Origin of the sequence: Actinomadura latina NBRC 106108, from assembly GCF_001552195.1 — a bacterium.
Classification (GTDB): Bacteria; Actinomycetota; Actinomycetes; order Streptosporangiales; family Streptosporangiaceae; genus Spirillospora; species Spirillospora latina.
This window is the reverse complement of the sequence record NZ_BCQS01000003.1, coordinates 849,569-866,092: the sequence shown is the minus strand read 5'-3', so window position 1 is coordinate 866,092 and position 16,524 is coordinate 849,569. Positions and strand designations below refer to the sequence as shown.

15 protein-coding genes are annotated in these 16,524 nt (G+C 72.0%); 6 read left to right on the top strand and 9 right to left on the bottom strand.

Annotated elements, in window-relative coordinates; genetic code table 11:
• Nucleotides 1-67 precede the first annotated feature (67 nt).
• The 3 genes from AL2_RS04940 (at nucleotide 68) to AL2_RS04930 (ending at nucleotide 4,654) form a co-directional block, all read left to right on the top strand.
• Complete coding sequence (locus AL2_RS04940; RefSeq protein ID WP_067629508.1) at nucleotides 68-1,282, top strand: class I SAM-dependent methyltransferase; 1,215 nt, start codon at nucleotides 68-70, stop codon at nucleotides 1,280-1,282.
• Between the two features lie 617 nt (nucleotides 1,283-1,899).
• The gene (locus tag AL2_RS04935; protein WP_083945929.1) at nucleotides 1,900-3,549 is read left to right on the top strand and encodes an apolipoprotein A1/A4/E domain-containing protein; all 1,650 of its coding nucleotides are present in this window, start codon (nucleotides 1,900-1,902) and stop codon (nucleotides 3,547-3,549) included.
• A gap of 187 nt (nucleotides 3,550-3,736) precedes the next feature.
• Entirely contained in the window at nucleotides 3,737-4,654 is a 918-nt protein-coding gene (locus AL2_RS04930) for a phosphotransferase family protein (RefSeq protein ID WP_067629501.1), read from the top strand.
• Nucleotides 4,655-4,658: 4 nt separating this feature from the next.
• Here the strand turns inward: AL2_RS04930 and tsaD are convergent, their stop codons facing one another.
• From tsaD to AL2_RS04890, 8 genes are all read right to left on the bottom strand, one after another.
• The gene (tsaD, locus tag AL2_RS04925) at nucleotides 4,659-5,693 is read right to left on the bottom strand and encodes a tRNA (adenosine(37)-N6)-threonylcarbamoyltransferase complex transferase subunit TsaD (RefSeq protein ID WP_174550809.1); all 1,035 of its coding nucleotides are present in this window, start codon (nucleotides 5,691-5,693) and stop codon (nucleotides 4,659-4,661) included.
• Nucleotides 5,693-6,184 (bottom strand): ribosomal protein S18-alanine N-acetyltransferase, encoded by a 492-nt coding sequence (gene rimI, locus AL2_RS04920; protein WP_067629496.1) that lies wholly within the window; start codon nucleotides 6,182-6,184, stop codon nucleotides 5,693-5,695. The genes tsaD and rimI overlap by 1 nt, the downstream gene beginning before the upstream one ends.
• Nucleotides 6,181-6,849, bottom strand: a complete 669-nt coding sequence (gene tsaB, locus AL2_RS04915; RefSeq protein ID WP_067629495.1) for a tRNA (adenosine(37)-N6)-threonylcarbamoyltransferase complex dimerization subunit type 1 TsaB — start codon at nucleotides 6,847-6,849, stop codon at nucleotides 6,181-6,183. The genes rimI and tsaB overlap by 4 nt, the downstream gene beginning before the upstream one ends.
• Before the next feature lie 37 nt (nucleotides 6,850-6,886).
• Nucleotides 6,887-8,242: a hypothetical protein gene (locus tag AL2_RS04910; protein ID WP_067629494.1), complete on the bottom strand. Its 1,356-nt coding sequence runs from the start codon at nucleotides 8,240-8,242 to the stop codon at nucleotides 6,887-6,889.
• Nucleotides 8,243-8,369: 127 nt separating this feature from the next.
• Nucleotides 8,370-8,831, bottom strand: a complete 462-nt coding sequence (tsaE, locus tag AL2_RS04905; protein ID WP_376741344.1) for a tRNA (adenosine(37)-N6)-threonylcarbamoyltransferase complex ATPase subunit type 1 TsaE — start codon at nucleotides 8,829-8,831, stop codon at nucleotides 8,370-8,372.
• A gap of 5 nt (nucleotides 8,832-8,836) precedes the next feature.
• Entirely contained in the window at nucleotides 8,837-9,922 is a 1,086-nt protein-coding gene (locus AL2_RS04900; protein WP_067629493.1) for an alpha/beta fold hydrolase, read from the bottom strand.
• 11 nt (nucleotides 9,923-9,933) lie between these two features.
• The gene (gene alr, locus AL2_RS04895; RefSeq protein WP_067630357.1) at nucleotides 9,934-11,058 is read right to left on the bottom strand and encodes an alanine racemase; all 1,125 of its coding nucleotides are present in this window, start codon (nucleotides 11,056-11,058) and stop codon (nucleotides 9,934-9,936) included.
• A 147-nt stretch (nucleotides 11,059-11,205) separates the two neighbouring features.
• Nucleotides 11,206-12,705 carry an NAD(P)H-hydrate dehydratase gene (locus tag AL2_RS04890; RefSeq protein WP_067629492.1) on the bottom strand — a complete coding sequence of 500 codons (1,500 nt, stop codon included), beginning with the start codon at nucleotides 12,703-12,705 and terminating at the stop codon, nucleotides 11,206-11,208.
• 226 nt (nucleotides 12,706-12,931) lie between these two features.
• Here AL2_RS04890 and AL2_RS04885 point away from each other — a divergent pair, with 226 nt between their 5' ends.
• From AL2_RS04885 to AL2_RS36085, 3 genes are all read left to right on the top strand, one after another.
• Entirely contained in the window at nucleotides 12,932-13,792 is an 861-nt protein-coding gene (locus AL2_RS04885; protein WP_067629487.1) for a helix-turn-helix domain-containing protein, read from the top strand.
• The gene (locus AL2_RS40030; RefSeq protein ID WP_083945928.1) at nucleotides 13,683-14,054 is read left to right on the top strand and encodes a DUF397 domain-containing protein; all 372 of its coding nucleotides are present in this window, start codon (nucleotides 13,683-13,685) and stop codon (nucleotides 14,052-14,054) included. The genes AL2_RS04885 and AL2_RS40030 overlap by 110 nt, the downstream gene beginning before the upstream one ends.
• Before the next feature lie 258 nt (nucleotides 14,055-14,312).
• The gene (locus tag AL2_RS36085; RefSeq protein WP_083945927.1) at nucleotides 14,313-14,516 is read left to right on the top strand and encodes a DUF397 domain-containing protein; all 204 of its coding nucleotides are present in this window, start codon (nucleotides 14,313-14,315) and stop codon (nucleotides 14,514-14,516) included.
• A 115-nt stretch (nucleotides 14,517-14,631) separates the two neighbouring features.
• On the opposite strand, the gene glmS is transcribed toward AL2_RS36085, so the two are convergent.
• Nucleotides 14,632-16,476 (bottom strand): glutamine--fructose-6-phosphate transaminase (isomerizing), encoded by a 1,845-nt coding sequence (gene glmS / locus AL2_RS04880; RefSeq protein ID WP_067629485.1) that lies wholly within the window; start codon nucleotides 16,474-16,476, stop codon nucleotides 14,632-14,634.
• Nucleotides 16,477-16,524: the final 48 nt, after the last annotated feature.

Genomic DNA, 16,524 nt, shown 5'->3' with positions numbered 1-16,524 from the left:
GCCCGTGAGCGCGTCAACACGGACACGGGCGCACGGGGCAGTGTTCACCGACCGCTAACTTCCCCCCATGGACATCGCGTCGTTCCGGGCCCTGCGCACCCCGTCCGGCCAGGCACTCCTCAGCGAGGCGGCGGACGCGGACGTGCGCGAGGACGCGCTGCTGGCGACGGCGTCCCGGTTGCGCGAACGCCACGATCCGGCGCTCGTCGCGGCGGCGCTCACGCAGGTGCGGCTCCGGGAGCGGGCACGGGTCAAGTTCGGTGCGGACGCCGACCGCATGTACTTCACGCAGGCGGGGCTTGAGCAGTCGACCCGCGCGAGTGTGGCGGCACATCGTGCGCGACGGTTCGCCGCCCGTCTGGACGGCGCACGCGTGCTCGACCTCGGGTGCGGCATAGGCGCCGACCTCATCGCGCGGGCGCGTGCGGACCTCGCCGGGGAGGGCGTGGAACTCGACCTCCTCACGGCAGAGGTGGCGCAGGCGAACGTGGCCGCTTTTGGACTCAACGCCTCTGTGCGCATCGGGGACGCCACCAAGGCCACCCTGGACGGGTTCGACGCGGTGTTCGCCGACCCCGGGCGACGTACTGCTCGTGGCAGGGTCTTCGACCCCCGCTCGTACGAGCCGCCGCTTGACATCGTCCTGGACATGGCCCGGAAGCTGCCTGCCGCCTGCGTCAAGGTGGCGCCCGGCATACCGCATGAGGCCGTTCCAGACGACGCAGAGGCCGAGTGGGTGTCGGTCCACGGCGACGTCAAGGAGGCGGCCCTCTGGCTAGGGTCGCTCGCAGGGGACGTGGGACGCCGAGCCACGCTGCTCAAGTCCGACACCGACCCGGAGGTCTGGACGCTGACCCCGCAGGGGCTCGACGTCCCGGATGTGCGCGCGTGGGGCCGTTACCTGTACGAGCCTGACGGAGCGGTGATCCGCGCCCATCTGGTGGGTGAGGTGGCGGAGCTGGTCGGCGGCGGGCTCGCGGACCCGCACATCGCGTACATCACGTCCGACCGGCTGTGCCCGACACCGTTCGCGTCCGCCTACGAGATCGAGGACGTGCTGCCGTTCTCCGTGAAGCGCCTGCGCTCGGAGCTGCGGCGCCGCGAGGCCGGCGTGCTGACCGTCAAGAAGCGCGGCTCGGCCGTCGACGTCGACCGGCTGCGGCGCGACCTCGGCTTCGGCGGACGCAGGGCGCGCCGGGGCGGCGCGGAGCTGACGCTGGTGGTGACGCGCGTCGGGCGCGACCCGGTCGCCCTCCTCACCCGCCCCGTCCCGGGCGCCTGACCGGGCCGGCGCGGGCACCGGACGGCAACCGTGCCCAAAGATCTTCCGCACGGGCGGGCAACGCCAAGCGGGACCGGGCGACGCGCCACGGCGGTGCAAATCATCGGCGTTTTCCGGCATCACGTCCACCAGGGATTGCGGGTGCCCGGCAAGGGCGCGGCACCGGCCGCGAATCGGCGCACCGAGATCAACGCACCCGAAAACACCGAGGCGGCTTCAGCGGCAGGGACTTCGGGCCCGCGAAATACCCTCCGAAATAGGGCCTGAGCCCGCCGCGCGGCATCACATTCCCGTGGATACGCGTCGGCCATCCGTACTCACCGGCGGTTCGGGAACTGCCGATGTCGGACGAGATGTACGGACACGGCGCCACACCGCGCCCGCCGCCCACCACTGACACATCACCACGAGCACCGCGATTGCCGCGAAGCGGGGAACAAACCCGCACCCGGCCATTTTTCGCTATTCACCCCAGCCGGATAACAGGCGCATTCCGCAGAACTCACAATCTTCTCTGCTACCCGTTTTAGCGGCTCTCTACACGCACTACAGTGGCCATCTCACAGATTCATTTGCCGTGCGTCATTTCGTCGCGCCGGCACACGAAGGAGCATCGGGTGGAAACGAATCACAACTTCCTGCAGACGGGGGGTCAACCGGTCTCGGATCGGATGCGGGAGTTGCTCGCCCGTGCGGCGCAGGACCACGTCTATGAACAGCGCTCACAGGGTCAGGTCCTGGACGAGATTCGGCAGCGGCTGGAGGGCATGGAGTGGCTGCTCCGCGAGGTCCGCGAGCGGGAGCTCAGCGGGCTGACCGGGCAGATCGAGAGCGTCCGCGGCCAGGTCGACGAGCTGTCCGGCAAGCCCCCGGAATGGGCCGAGGGACTGGCCGAGCACATCGAGTCGTTCGGCGAGCGGGTCAAGCCCGTCGCCGAGCTGCCCGCGCTGTGGGCTGACGTCGGCGTCGTCGCCGAGAACGTCGACGAGGGCCTGACCCGGATCCAGGCCGTCCTCGACTCGGCGCAGCAGATCACCGACGCCACCCGGCAGGCGTCCCAGCGCATGGACGAGATGACCAAGCGGCTGGACAAGCTCCAGGGCAGCATGGAGGCCGCGTCCGTCCGCTTCAACCGGCTGGACAAGTCGCTCGCCGAACTGGGCCACCGGTCCGAGCGGCTGGAACACTCGATCAACGGGGTCACGTCGCGGGTCGACCAGTCGCTCGGCGAGATGGCCGAGCGGATGGAGCAGGGGCTCGAGGCCGTCAGCGGCCGGGTCGAGGGCGTCGGCGGCCGGCTCGACGGACTGGACGGGCGGCTGGACGGCGTCGACGGCCGGCTCGAAGGGCTGTCCGGCAAGCTGGAGGGCCTGGACGGGCGGTTCGAGGGCCTCGACGGCCGCATCGACGGGGTCGGCGAGCGGATCGGCCGGCTCCCCGCCACGCTGGAGATCGCCGAGCTGCACCGCATGCTGCGCGACCTCGCGCAGCGTCCCGCGGCCGAGTACGGCGACCGGTTCGACGCGCTGGAGAAGCACCTCGCCGAGGCGGTCGACCCGCTGATCGAGGAACTGCGCGCCCGGCCGGACCGCGACGAGGTCAAGGCGACCATGTCGCAGATCGCCGAAACCGCCTACAGCGACGTCGCCAAGCGCATGGACGAGTTCTCCCGCCGGTTCGAGGACGTGCACGAGGACGTCCGCAAGCGCATCGAGAACATCCACGAGGAGGTCGCCAAGCGGGTCGACGGCGCGCTGGAGGAGTTCACCGCGCAGGTCGACCTCGTCTCCCGCCGGGTCGAGTCGGTGCACGCCGACGTCGCCAAGCAGGTCGAGTCCGTGCACAGCGACGTGACGCGGCAGGTCGGCAACGTCCACGACGACTTCGGCAAGCGGATCGGGGACATCCACGAGGACGTCACCCGGCAGGTCGGCAACATCCACGAGGACGTCGCCAAGCAGGTCGGCAACATGCAGGAGGACGTCGCGCGGCAGGTGGGCGGCGTCCAGGCGGAGTTCGCGCGGCGCGTGGAGGGCATGCAGGACGAGGCCGGGCGGCGCGCCGACGCCGCGCAGGCCGACTTCGCCAAGCGCTTCCTGCACGTCGAGGACGAGGTCGTCCGCAAGGTCGACGGCGTCCACGACGAAGTCTCCAAGCAGGTCAACGCGGTGCACGAGGACGTGCTGAAGCGGCTGTCCACGCTGGAGGAGACGATGCTCGCGCTGGCCGAGGCGCTGCTGCGCCCCCGCCGCGACCCCAAGGACTGACCTCCGTCCGGGTGGGGCCGCGCGGGCCCCACCCGGACACCTCCGGATACCCAACGGAATCCGCGGCGTTTGTCCGGCAACCGCCCGCGACGACCGAAGGTGCTCCTGCAAGCCGCCCCGCTGACGTGCATTCTGTTACGTTCTGTCTTCGCAAAATCACTCCCAATACCCTTCGGAATCCGTTTTTATGGATCAGGTGACTCGCACACCGGCTCCCTGCCTGCCGACCGGCGCCCCACCCGGCCACCTCACCCTTCGCTGGGTCGAGGGGTGTCTCGGCAAGGGCGCCGAGGTCCGCATGGTGCGGCCGCTCGCCGGCGGGACCACGCACGCCAACCACGCCCTGCTCGTGGAGAGCGGCTCGGGCAGCGCCCACCGCCTCGTCCTGCGCCGCTGGACGAGCCCCGCCGCCTCGCCCGACTTCTGCCCCGAACGGGAGATCGCCGCGCTCGCGCTCCTCGCCGGCTGCGAGATCCCCACCCCGGCCCTCGTCGCCGCCGACCCCGCCGGCGCCTACTGCGACGTCCCGGCCCTGCTGATCACCCGGCTCCCCGGCCATCCGCCCCGGCCGTCCCCCGACGACCTGCCCGAGTACCTCATCCAGCTGGCCGCCGCGCTGCTGGCGGTGCACGCGCTGAACGGCGCGTCCACGATGCCCCCGTACGTCCCGTACAACCGGCTCGACGTGCGGCGCCCGCCCAAGCACGCGCTCCGCCCCGGCCTGTGGGAGCGCGCCTTCGAGGTCGCGGCCCGTCCGGCCCCCGAGGCGCCCGTCCGGTTCATCCACCGCGACTACCACGCCGACAACACGCTGTGGTCCTACGGAAGGCTCACCGGCGTCGTCGACTGGTCGGACGCCTCGTCCGGCCCCGTCGCCGCCGACATCGCCTGCATGCGCCGCGGCCTCGCCCTCCGCTACGGCACCTCGGTCGCCGACCGCTTCCTCGCGTCCTTCGACCAGGTCTCCGGAGGTCACGTCCACGACCCCTACTGGGACGTCCGCTGCCTCCTGGACCTGCTCCCCGAGACCGAGGACCACACGATGGACGAGGCCAAAGTCCCCCTCTTCGAGGACTACCTGGCCGCGCTCCTGGCGGAGTGCTAGCTCCTCAGAGCGTGATCGTCTCTATGGGGAGGCTGGAGTCGGCGGGGAGTTCCAGGTCGGACGGGGACGCGCCGGAGGCGACCAGTTCGGAGCCCAGGGCGGCGACCATCGCGCCGTTGTCGGTGCAGAGTTTGGGGCGCGGGACGCGCAGGCGGACGCCGGCCGCCTCGCAGCGTTCGGCGGCCAGGGCGCGGAGCCGGGAGTTCGCGGCGACGCCGCCGCCGATCAGCAGGTCGCGGACGCCGTTGTCCGCGCAGACCTTCAGGGCCTTCTGCGTCAGGACGTCGACCACGGCCTCCTGGAAGGACGCGGCCACGTCCGGCACCGGGACGGCCTCGCCCGCGCGCTCCTTGGCCTCCACCCAGCGGGCCACCGCCGTCTTCAGGCCGGAGAACGAGAAGTCGTAGGTGCCGTCCTTGTACTTGCCGCGCGGGAACGCGATCGCGGCGGGGTCGCCCTCGCGGGCCATCCGGTCGATGATCGGGCCGCCGGGGAAGCCGAGGCCGAGGACGCGCGCGACCTTGTCGAACGCCTCGCCGGCCGCGTCGTCCACCGTGCTGCCGAGCGAGCGGACGTCGCCCGCCACGTCCGGCACCAGCAGGATGGACGAGTGGCCGCCCGACACCAGCAGCGCCACGCAGGGCTTCGGCAGGGGGCCGTGTTCGAGCTGGTCGACGCACACGTGCGCGGCGAGGTGGTTGACCCCGTACAGCGGCTTGCCGAGGGACAGCGCGTACGCCTTCGCGGCCGCGACGCCGACCATCAGCGCGCCCGGCAGGCCCGGCCCGGCGGTGACGGCGAACGCGTCCACGTCGGTGAACGCCACGCCGGCGTCCGCCAGCGCGCGTTCGACGGTCGGCCCCATCGCCTCCAGGTGCGCGCGCGACGCGACCTCCGGCACGACGCCGCCGAAGCGGGCGTGCTGCTCGACGCTGGAGGCGATGGCGTCCGCCAGCAGCGTGTTGCCGCGCACGATCCCGACCCCGGTCTCGTCGCACGACGTCTCGATCCCGAGCACCAGCGGCTCGTCCCGAATCATCACTTCTCCCGGTTGAAGCCCATGGGCCGGCGGCGGTCGAGCGTGCGGCTCATCACGATCGCATCCACGTCCGAGGGCTGGTAGTAGCGCTTGCGGAGGCCGACCCTGACGAAGCCGAACCGCTCGTAGAGGCGGTGCGCGGCGTCGTTGTCGGCGCGGACCTCCAGGAACACCGACTCGCTGTTGCGGCGGACGGCCTCGTTCAGCAGCTCGGTGAGCAGCGCCGCGCCGATGCCGTGCTTGCGCCGGTCGGCGCGCACCCCGATGGTCTGCACGTCGGCCTGCCCGCCCGCCGCCGCGAGGCCCGCGTAGCCGACGATCTCGCCGCCGGGTTCGGCCGCGACGACATAGTGGCGGGTGCGCGGCTGGTCGGCGAGTTCGCCGCGCAGCATCTCCTCGCTCCAGGCGTCCTCGGGGAACAGGGCCTCCTCCAGCCGGTGGACGGCCGGGAGGTCCGCGTCCGTCATGGGCCGCAGGACGAGATCGGTCATGCCGGTGTCACCTTTTTGCGGGGGCCCGGTTCCTTCGCGTCCGGCCTGCGCAGGTACAGCGGCTCCGGCGTGAGCAGTCCGGGGACCTTGAGGCCGGCCAGGCGGGACACGGTCAGCTCAGCGAGGGCCCCGGCGGTCGGCAGCAGCGGTTCATGGCCGGAGTCACCGAGGACCTCCGGGTAGAGGGCGGCGCCCTCACCTACGACGGGCAGCCCTTGCGGGACATCCGACGGCGGGCCGACGGCAGGTTCGGTGGCGCGCGCGCGGGCCGAGTCGTACCGCGCCCAGTAGACCTCCTTGCGGCGGGCATCGGTGGCGACGACGAACGGCTCGTCCCGGCCGGTGGCCCAGGCGATGATGTCCAGGGTGCAGACGCCGTGCACGGGGATGCTCAGGGCCTCGCCCATGGCGCGGGCCGTGACGAGCCCGACGCGCAGCCCCGTGTAGGGCCCCGGCCCGACGCCGACGGAGATCGCGCTCAGGTCGTCCGGCGCAGCCCCGGCCTCCGCCATCACCTGCGCGATGTACGGGGCGAGCAACTCGGTATGCCTTCGCCGGTCGACCGCCTCGGCCGCGCCGCGCGGCACGGCGCCCTCGCCGGGAATCCACTCGTACAGCGCCACGGTGATCGCGGCGGTCGCGGTATCGAAAGCCAAGACCAGCACGGGTTGTAAGCCTACCGGTCAGGCGGCCCGTGCTGGTTCAGCCCTGATTGAGGGCCTGGATCACGGCCTTGGCGACGTCGGTGGCGCCGCCGTTCGCGGACTTGGACGAGAGCGGGTCGCCGTCGTTCGAGCCCGAGTAGTGGATCGTGACCAGGATGTTCGCGAGCCGGACGTTGCCGACGGCCTCCCCCGCCCCCTGCTTGTCGTCGACGCTGTACACGATGTAGCCGTCGTCGCCGACGTTCTCGAGGCGGAGCTTTTCGGTGAGCTTCTGGTCGGGCAGCAGCGCCTTGCCGGACTCGTCGGCGGTGCGCTCGGACGTGAACGTCCTGGTCGCGGCGTCCGTGGGCGTCTGGTCGGCGTTGCCGGCGATCGCGCGGAGCTCGACGGTGAGCTGCCGCTTGGTGTCGCCCGCGTAGGCGCCCCACACGCACTGGTTCTGCCGCTCGCTGCTCTGGTAGCTGTCGGCCTGGGTGCGCTCGGAGCCCGGCGCCAGCCGGTCGATCAGGTCCTGGCCGACGATCGTGCAGGAGTCGGGGACGACGGAGCGCTCGCCCTTCGCCGTCGGGGAGCTCTCGGCGGCGCCGCTGCCGACGATGTCGCCGCCGTCCTTGTCGCCGCTCGCGCCGACGCCGCCCAGGATGACGATCATCGCGAGCACGCAGACGGCGATGCCGGCGACGATGCCGCCCAGGATGACGCCCCAGCGCCGTCCGCCGCCATCGCGCGCCACCCGGTGGCTGCCGGTGCGGTAACCGCCGCTGTCGGCCCGCCGCCGGCCGCTTCCACCGGCGCGGTATCCGCCGGTGTCGCTCCCGTATCCGCCGCTCCCGTATCCGCCGCTGCCGGACCGGTAACCGCCGCTACCGGTCTCGTACGGGCCGGTCTCCCGCTGGTACGGGCCGCTGCCCCGCTGGTACGGGCTCGCCTCGCGCCGGTAGGCACCGGTCTCGCGCTGGTACGACCCCGGCTCCGACCGGTACTTGCCGGTCTCGCCGGCACCGTACGAACCCGACTCGCCCGCACCGTACGAACCCGACTCGGCGGGACCGTACGAACCGGACTCCGGGCGGTACGCGCCGGAGTCCCGCTGATAGGGGGCGCCGCCCCTCTGGTAGGGACCGCTACCTGATTGGCCGGACCCGTAACCGCCGGTTTCGTACCCGCCGGTCTCAGAACCGGCGGTCGGGTACCCGCCCGTCCGGTATCCGCCGGTCTGCTGACCGCCGGTTCCCGAGGGGCCGCCGGACTCCAGGCCCGGGGACGGCGTGTACTCGCCGCCGCCCGTGCCGTATGCACCGCCGTCCGGCCGGTAACCACCGCCTGGCCCTTGGCCACCGCCCGAACCGCGGTAGCTGTCGCGGTCACTACCGCTGCGATGGCTACCACTCACCGGTTCCCACTCCCACTAGGAAATCGATATGTCGCGTAGGTGAGGCTTGTTCGGCAAAGAGTACGACATGCAGCCGTAAAGTGGTCCATCCTGGATGGCAAAAACCACAGAAGTTGCCCGCAGGCCCTCATCCAGCGCCGAGTTCCAGGTCGGACCAGCGATGACCGACCCCGACGATCCTTACTTCGCGTCCCTCGCCGGGCCCGTCCCCGCGCGAAATGATCAGTTCCAGGCGGTCTTCGGCGAGGCCCTCCGCGAGCCCTTCTCCCCATTCCACGATCGTCACCGATTCGTCCACGGACGCGTCGAGATCGAGATCGTCGAGTTCCGCGAAACCGCCGAGCCGGTAGGCGTCCACGTGCACCAGCGGCGGGCCGCCCGCGAGCGACGGATGCACCCGCGCGATGACGAACGTCGGCGAGGTGATCGGGCCCCGCACCTTCAGGCCCTCGCCGATCCCCTGGGTGAGCGTCGTCTTGCCCGCGCCCAGATGCCCGGTCATGACGAGCAGGTCGCCCGCCCGGAGCCGGCCGGCGAGGCGCAGCCCGAGCTCGTGCATGTCCGCCGCGGTCGGGACGGTGACGGTGATCGCGTTCACGCCGTGCGCTCCTCCTCCTGCTGCTGGTAGCCGGGCTGGACGCGGGCGATCAGCCGCCGCAGCGCGCCGGTCACCACCCCCGGGTACTCCAGCGGCAGCACGTGCCCGGCAACCTCCACCTCTACCAGTTCCACGTCCGGCATCGCCGCCGCGATGCGGCGCGCGTGCTCGACCGGGGTCAGCCGGTCCCGCCCGCCGGCCAGCACCACCGCGGGCACCCTGCCGAGGACGCCGAGGCAGCCGACCTTGTCGTGGCCCATCAGCGCCGGGTAGAACTCGGCGATCACGTCGATCGGCGTCGCCCTGATCATCTGCTCCAGGAAGTCGACGACGGACGGGCTGACGTACTTGTCGGCGAACGCCATCTTCCGGGTGACGACGAACGCGAGGTCGGCGCCCAGCCCGCGCGCCTTCTCCACGAGGTCGGCGCGGCGGCCGAGGCCGCGCAGCGTCCCCGGCGCCAGCGGCCGGACGGCCTTCGCGACCACCAGCGGCAGCCCCAGCGTCATCTCCGCCAGGTCACCGCAGGACGTGTTGACGAGCGCGACGCCCACGACCTGCCGGTCGAACAGCTCGGGATGCCGGTCGGCCAGCGCCATGATCGACATCCCGCCCATGGAGTGCCCGATGAGGACGACCGGCTCGTCCGGGCCGACCACCGCCTTCAGCACCGCGTGCAGGTCGTCGCCGGTCTGCTCGATCGTCGCGCGCTCCAGCTTCCCGCGTCCGGACCGGCCGTGGCTGCGCTGGTCCCAGAACACCATGCGCAGCGACCCCTGCAGGTCGCGGCGCTGGTAGTGCCACGAGTCCTGGTTGAGGGTGTAGCCGTGGCAGAACACCAGGGTGAGGCCGGCGTCGTCGGGGCCGTCGATCTCCACGTGCAGCGGGACGCCGTCGTCGGCCTCGACGGTCAGCTCGCGCCCGCGCAGCAGGCCGAACGGCTCGCCGGCGTCCGGGTCGGGCCGCAGCCGCACCCGGCCGACGGCGAAGTGCCGCAGCCCGACGGCCGCGCCCACGCCCGCCGCGCCGACGCCGGCGACGATGCCGGCCACGCCGATCCTGCGCCTGCTCTTGCTGTCCATGCACGCGCCCCCTACAGCGCCCGTCCCGGATACGCCCTCGGCACCCGGGACCCGATGCGGGTGACGATCTCATAGGAGATCGTGTCCAAGGCGTCCGCCCACTCCTGCGCGGTCGGCTCACCCTGGCCGCCCGGCCCGAACAGGATGATCTCGTCACCCGCCGACAGCCGGTCGTCGCCCAGGTCGATGACGAACTGGTCCATGCAGACCCGCCCGGCGATCGTCCTGCGGCGTCCACCCGCGAGGACCTCCAGGAGGTTGGAGCCGTGCCTGGGGATCCCGTCGCCGTACCCCACGGGCACGACGGCCAGGTTGGTGGCCTCACGTGTGGTGTACGTGTGACCGTACGACACTCCGCGACCTGCCGGGACACGCTTGACCAGCGCCGCGTCCGCCGCCAGCGTCATCGCGGGGCGGAGCCCGAACGTCCCGAGCCGGGGCACCGGGGTCAGCCCGTACGTCGCGATCCCGGGGCGGACGAGGTCGAACCGCGCCTCCGGCAGGGTCAGCGCGGCCGCCGAGTTCGCCAGATGCCGGACCTCGAAGCGCGCACCCGCCTTCTCCGCGTACGCGACCATCTCGGTGAACGCGCCGAGCTGCGCCGCGATCGACGGGTGGCCCGGCTCGTCCGCGCACGCGAAGTGGGACATGACCCCGGCCACCCGCACCTGCCCGGCGGCCTCGGCCTTCAGCGCCGCGTCGACGAGCGCCTCCCAGTCCGCGCCGCCCGCGCCGCCCCGCGACATGCCCGTGTCGGCCTTGAGGTGCACCCGCGCCTGCCGCCCGCTCCGCTCCGCCGCCCGGACGACCTCGTCCAGCAGCCAGATCGCGCCCACGGTGAGGTCGATGTCCCGCGCGACGGCCTCCGCGTACGGCTCGCCGGGCACGCCGAGGCAGACCAGCGTCCGGGCGGTGAGGCCCGCGTCGCGCAGCCGCAGCGCCTCGGCCAGCTTCGCGACCCCGAGCCACGTCGCGCCGCCGGCGAGCGCGGCCCCGGCGGCCTCGACCAGTCCGTGCCCGTACGCCTCGGCCTTCACCATGGCCATGACCTCGGCGCCCCGGACGCGCTCGCGCAGCAGCCCGATGTTGTCGCCGATGGCGCCGAGATCGACGCGCGCCTCCGCAGGAACCCTCATAATCATCCAGTGTGCCGCCCCGATGGCCATGCCCAGTCGTTATCGCCAGGTCATGACCGGGACATCGGCGTCCGATGAGCGCTCCCGCAGCACTCCTCGCCCGATAAGACGCACTTGTCCGGCCCCGGGTTCAACACGCCCCGGTCCTCACGGCCGCATGGCTCGGGCCGCGCTCCCCCGGTCGACACTGCGGAAGGCGGCGGGGAGGGCTCCGATGACGTCGCAGGCGCTGATCGGCGACTCCGCGCCGGGGGCGGGAGCGGCGGCCAGCCGGGCGGCCAAGCCGTGGAGGTAGGCGCCGGCGGCGGCCGCGTCCAGGGCGGGCAGGCCGCCTGCCAGGAGGGCGCCGATCAGGCCGGACAGGACGTCGCCCGTGCCGGCCGTCGCCAGGCGGGGGCTGCCGGTCGGGTTCACCCGGACGGGGCGGTCGGCCTCGGCGACCAGGGTCGTCGAGCCCTTGAGCAGGACGGTCGCGGAGAGTTCGGCGGCGGCGCGGCGGGTGTGGTCCAGGCGGGCCGCCTCGATGTCCGCGCGGTCGGCCGAGATCAGGCGGGAGAGCTCGCCCGCGTGCGGGGTGAGGACCGTCGGGGCGGTGCGGCGCAGCAGGTCGCGGCGGCGGGCCAGGACGGTGAGGCCGTCGGCGTCCACCAGGACCGGCAGATCGGTGCCGAGGACGGCTTCGAGGAGGGACTCGGCTGCGGCGCCGGTGCCGAGGCCGGGGCCGGCGACCCAGGCCTGGACGCGTCCGACGCGTTCGAGGACCCCGGCGTCCTGGCGGCCGGGTTCGATCACCGTGGTGACGGCCTCGGGCCAGCGGTGGCGGACGAGCTCCACCGGATGCGCGACGGAGGCGAAGCGGACCATGCCCGCGCCGCCGTGGACGGCGCCGCCGGTGCACAGGACGGCCGCGCCGGTGAACTCGTCGCCGCCCGCGAGAATGCCGACGACGCCGCGCCGGTACTTGTCGGACTCGGGGCCCGGCTCGGGCGGCTGGACGTCCGCGGGGCGGGGCACGACGACGTCCGGGTCGGGCAGGTCGGGGCCGAGCCCGATGTCGACCAGTTCGACCACTCCGCAGTAGGACGCGCCGGGGTCGATGAAAAGGCCCGGCTTGTGCGTCCCGAACGTGACGGTGACGTCGGCGTGGACGGCGGCGCCCTCGACGCGGCCGGTGCTCGCGTCCACGCCGCTCGGCACGTCGCAGGCGACGACGACGCCGGTGGACTCGGAGGCGAGCGCGGCGTACCGGGCGTGCGGTTCGCGGAGCCCGCCGGCGCCGCCGATGCCGGTGAGGCCGTCGATGATCAGGTCGGCGCCCGCGAGGGCGGTCTCCGCGCCGCTGGAGAGGCGGCCGCCGGCGGCCAGGAGGGCGGCCAGGCCGGCGTCGTGGATCGTGGAGCCCGCCTGGACGGCGTGCACCCGGGCGCCCCGCCGGGCGAGCCGGGCCCCCGCGTAGAGGGCGTCGCCGCCGTTGTCGCCGCCGCCGGCGAGGAGGACGACGCGGGATCCGTACACGGCGGGCAGGAGGCGGGCGCAGACCGAGGCGAGGCCGGCGGCGGCGCGCTGCATCAGGGCGCCGTCCGGGAGGCGGGCCATCAGGGCCGCCTCGGCCGCTCGCACCTTGCCGACCTCGTGCGCGTACCTCATCCCCGGCTCCCCAAGTCGATCACACACTTAGAGTGCCACGGGAATGCGCTCCGCAACCCTCGCACGCGGCGCATTTGTACGTTGCACTGCAAGTTTCAGTGTCATGTGCGGAAAAGAATCATCGGCCGTAGAATCTTCCTCATCCGCTCCGGGGTATTCGCGCCGCGGCACCGGGTGCGGCAGAATACGCCCAGATCAGTCCGCCGGGACTGGAGAGGCCCGAGCAATGAGCACTTCCCGAGGTCCCTCCGTCCGGCAGCGGCGGCTGGCCGCCGAGCTCCGGAGGCTGCGCGAGCGCAGGGGTCTCACCGGGGACGAGGTCGCCGCGCGGCTCGCCTGGTCCACCGCCAAGGTCAGCCGGCTCGAGAACGCCCGCACCGGCGCGAAGATCGGCGATGTGCGGCGGCTGCTGGAGCTGTACGAGATCGACGGCTCCCGGCACGCGGACCTCGTCTCACTGGCGCAGGACGCCGCGCAGCGCGGCTGGTGGGAGGAGTACCGCGACCTGCCGAGCCCGCTCGCCGATTTCATCGCCCTGGAGTCCGAGGCCACGGCCGCCAGGGAATGGGGCAGCACCGTCTTTCCCGGGCTGCTGCAGACGGAGAACTACGCGCGGCACGTGATCGGCGGCTGGAGCGACCTGGCCACGCTGCCCCCGCAGGAACTGGAACGCCGGCTGGACGTGCGAATGCGGCGGCGGGAGCTGCTGCAGGGGACGCGCCCGCTGGAACTGTCGGCGGTGCTGGACGAGGCGGTTCTGCAGCGCCTGATCGGCGACCAGAAGGTCATGCGGGAGCAGCTCGAACATCTGTACCGGATGACCGAGCTGCCGAACGTGACCGTGCAGATCCTGCCCTTGGGGATCGCACACTCGGTGTTGGCCGAATCGTTTATACTTCTGGAATTCTCACCTGTGCATGACATCCTTTTCCCTGATATCGTGCACGTGGAATCCCTGACAATCAGCCACTTTGCGGATGAGGCGGTTACCTATATGTACAGGCTCGCCTATTCAAGCCTGGCGGGCCAGGCGCTGCCCACCGACGAATCCCGGCGGCGCATCGCCGCGGCCAAAGACGCCTGGTGACGGGTCCGCTAAGGGGCTCAATCCTTGTGAAAGGCACCGAGTGTCCCCTTTCGCCACTCCTGCTCCGCAATGGAGGAGAAGCGCCCACTGCGGGGCGAGCAACACGTGCGTCGAAATCGCCGCACTGGTCGGTTCGTCCCATTCTATCGGCGCTCGCGACGCCAAGCACGGCGCGCAAAGCCCGGTCCTGTCGTTCTCGCACGGAGCGTGGCAGGACTTCCTCGATCGAGCCAAGAAGGGCGAATTCGATCTGGGCCGATGAGGCGGCGCTGAAACGCCGCTGAGCCCCTCCGCCGCCTCACGAGGGCGGAGCGGAGGGCACGCCGACGAGCCGGGTCGCCACGTCAGACCCGGCTCTTCGCCACCACACCGGAAACTCTGGACCCGCCTCGCCGCGCCTGTCACACGGGTACCGCGCCACCCGTTCGTGATCAGGCGTTTTTTGCGATCTTGTTACCGTGTGCTTGACGCACCGGCAGCGCCGCCGAGTTCAATGCAACTTTCGATGCAGGGAGCCGGAATGAGTTTCCACGCGACACCGCCCGGACAGTGGAGGAAAAGCACCCGATGCGCCAGCAACGGCTGCGTCGAGGTCGCCCGGCTGGACGACGACGCCGTATCCGTGCGGGACACCGAGGACACCGCCGCACGTCTCGCCTTCGGCCTGGCCGAATGGAGCGCGTTCACCGCCGACGCCAAGGCCGGCCGTTTCGACCGCCCCTGAAGGCAGCGCCGAAAGGAACGCTGCAAATTTCACCGGACTGAGATTCTCACAACGGCGCGAGAATTGCTGACGCGGACGCCTCTCAAAGCCGCTGAGAGGCGTCCGCAAGGGCGGGTCACTCGACGGTGACGGACTTCGCGAGGTTGCGGGGCTGGTCGACGTCGTGCCCCTTCGCGGTCGCCAGTTCGCACGCGAACACCTGCAGCGGAACGGTCGTGACGAGCGGCTGCAGAAGGGTCGGGACGGGCGGGACGCTGATCAGCGTGTCGGCGTACGGCTCGACCGACTCGTCGCCCTCCTCGGCGATGACGATCGTCCGCGCGCCCCGGGCCCGGATCTCCTGAATGTTCGACACGATCTTGTCGTGCAGGACGTCCCGCGCGCGCGGCGGCACCACGACCACGACCGGCAGGTTCTCCTCGATCAGCGCGATCGGGCCGTGCTTCAGCTCGCCGGCGGCGAAGCCCTCGGCGTGCATGTAGGCGAGCTCCTTCAGCTTCAGCGCGCCCTCCAGCGCCACCGGGAAGCCCACATGGCGGCCGAGGAACAGCACGCAGTGCTCGTTCGCCAGCGACCGGGCCAGCTCGCGGACCGGCTCCATGGTCTCCAGGACCTTGTCCACCTTCTCCGGCATCCGCTCCAGCAGCTGCACCATCGCGAACACCTCGTCCCCCCACTTGGTGCCGCGCACCTGCGCCAGGTACAGCGCGATGAGGTAGACGGCGACGAGCTGGGTGAGGAACGCCTTGGTCGACGCGACCGCGATCTCCGGCCCCGCGTGGGTGTAGAGGACGCCGTCGCACTCGCGCGGCAGCGTGGAGCCGTTGACGTTGCAGATGCCGAGCAGCTTGGCCTTCTGCTCGCGGGCGTGCCGGACGGCCATCAGCGCGTCCATCGTCTCGCCCGACTGGGAGATCGCGATGACCAGCGTCGTCGGCGACAGGATCGGGTCGCGGTAGCGGAACTCGCTGGCCAGCTCCACCTCGCAGGGCAGCCCCGCCCAGTGCTCGATCGCGTACTTGGCGATCAGGCCCGCGTGGTAGGACGTGCCGCACGCCACGATGATGATCTTGTCGACCTCGCGCAGCTCCCGGTCGGAGATGCGCATCTCGTCCAGGTGCAGCCGGCCGTCGGAGCCGATCCGGCCGAGCAGCGTGTCGGCGACGGCGCGCGGCTGCTCGGCGATCTCCTTGAGCATGAAGTAGTCGTAGCCGCCCTTCTCGGCGGCGGACACGTCCCAGTCGACGTGGTACTCCTTCACCTCGGCGGGACGCCCGTCGAAATCGGTGACGGTCACGCCGCCGGCGCGCAGCTCGACGATCTGGTCCTGGCCCAGCTCGATCGCGTCGCGGGTGTGCGCGATGAACGCGGCGACGTCGCTGGCCAGGAAGTTCTCGCCGTCCCCGACGCCGACGACGAGCGGCGAGTTGCGGCGCGCCCCGACGACGAGGTCGGGGTCGCCGGTGTGCACGGCGACCAGCGTGAACGCGCCCTCCAGGCGGCGGCAGACGCGGCGCATGGCGGCGGCGAGGTCGCCGCCCGCCTTCAGCTCGTCCTCCAGCAGGTGCGCGACGGCCTCGGTGTCGGTGTCGGACGCGAGGCCGTGCCCGCCCTCCTCCAGCTCGGCGCGCAGCGCGGCGAAGTTCTCGATGATCCCGTTGTGGATCACCGCGACCGAGCCGGTGCAGTCGACGTGCGGGTGGGCGTTGCGGTCGTTCGGCGGGCCGTGCGTCGCCCACCGGGTGTGCCCCATGCCGAGCGTCCCGGCGGGCGGCGGCTCCTCCGCCAGCGCCCCCCGCAGGTTCGCGAGCTTGCCCGCGCGCTTCGCCGTCGCCAGCTTCCCGTCGGCCAGCACGGCCACTCCGGCCGAGTCGTAGCCGCGGTACTCCAGCCTCGCCAGCCCCTCGACGACGACGTCGAGCGCCGCCCGGCCGCCTACGTACCCCACGATTCCGCACATGGCGGCAACTCTATTCGGTGTCCTGGCCAGGGCCTACCCGCAGGCGGC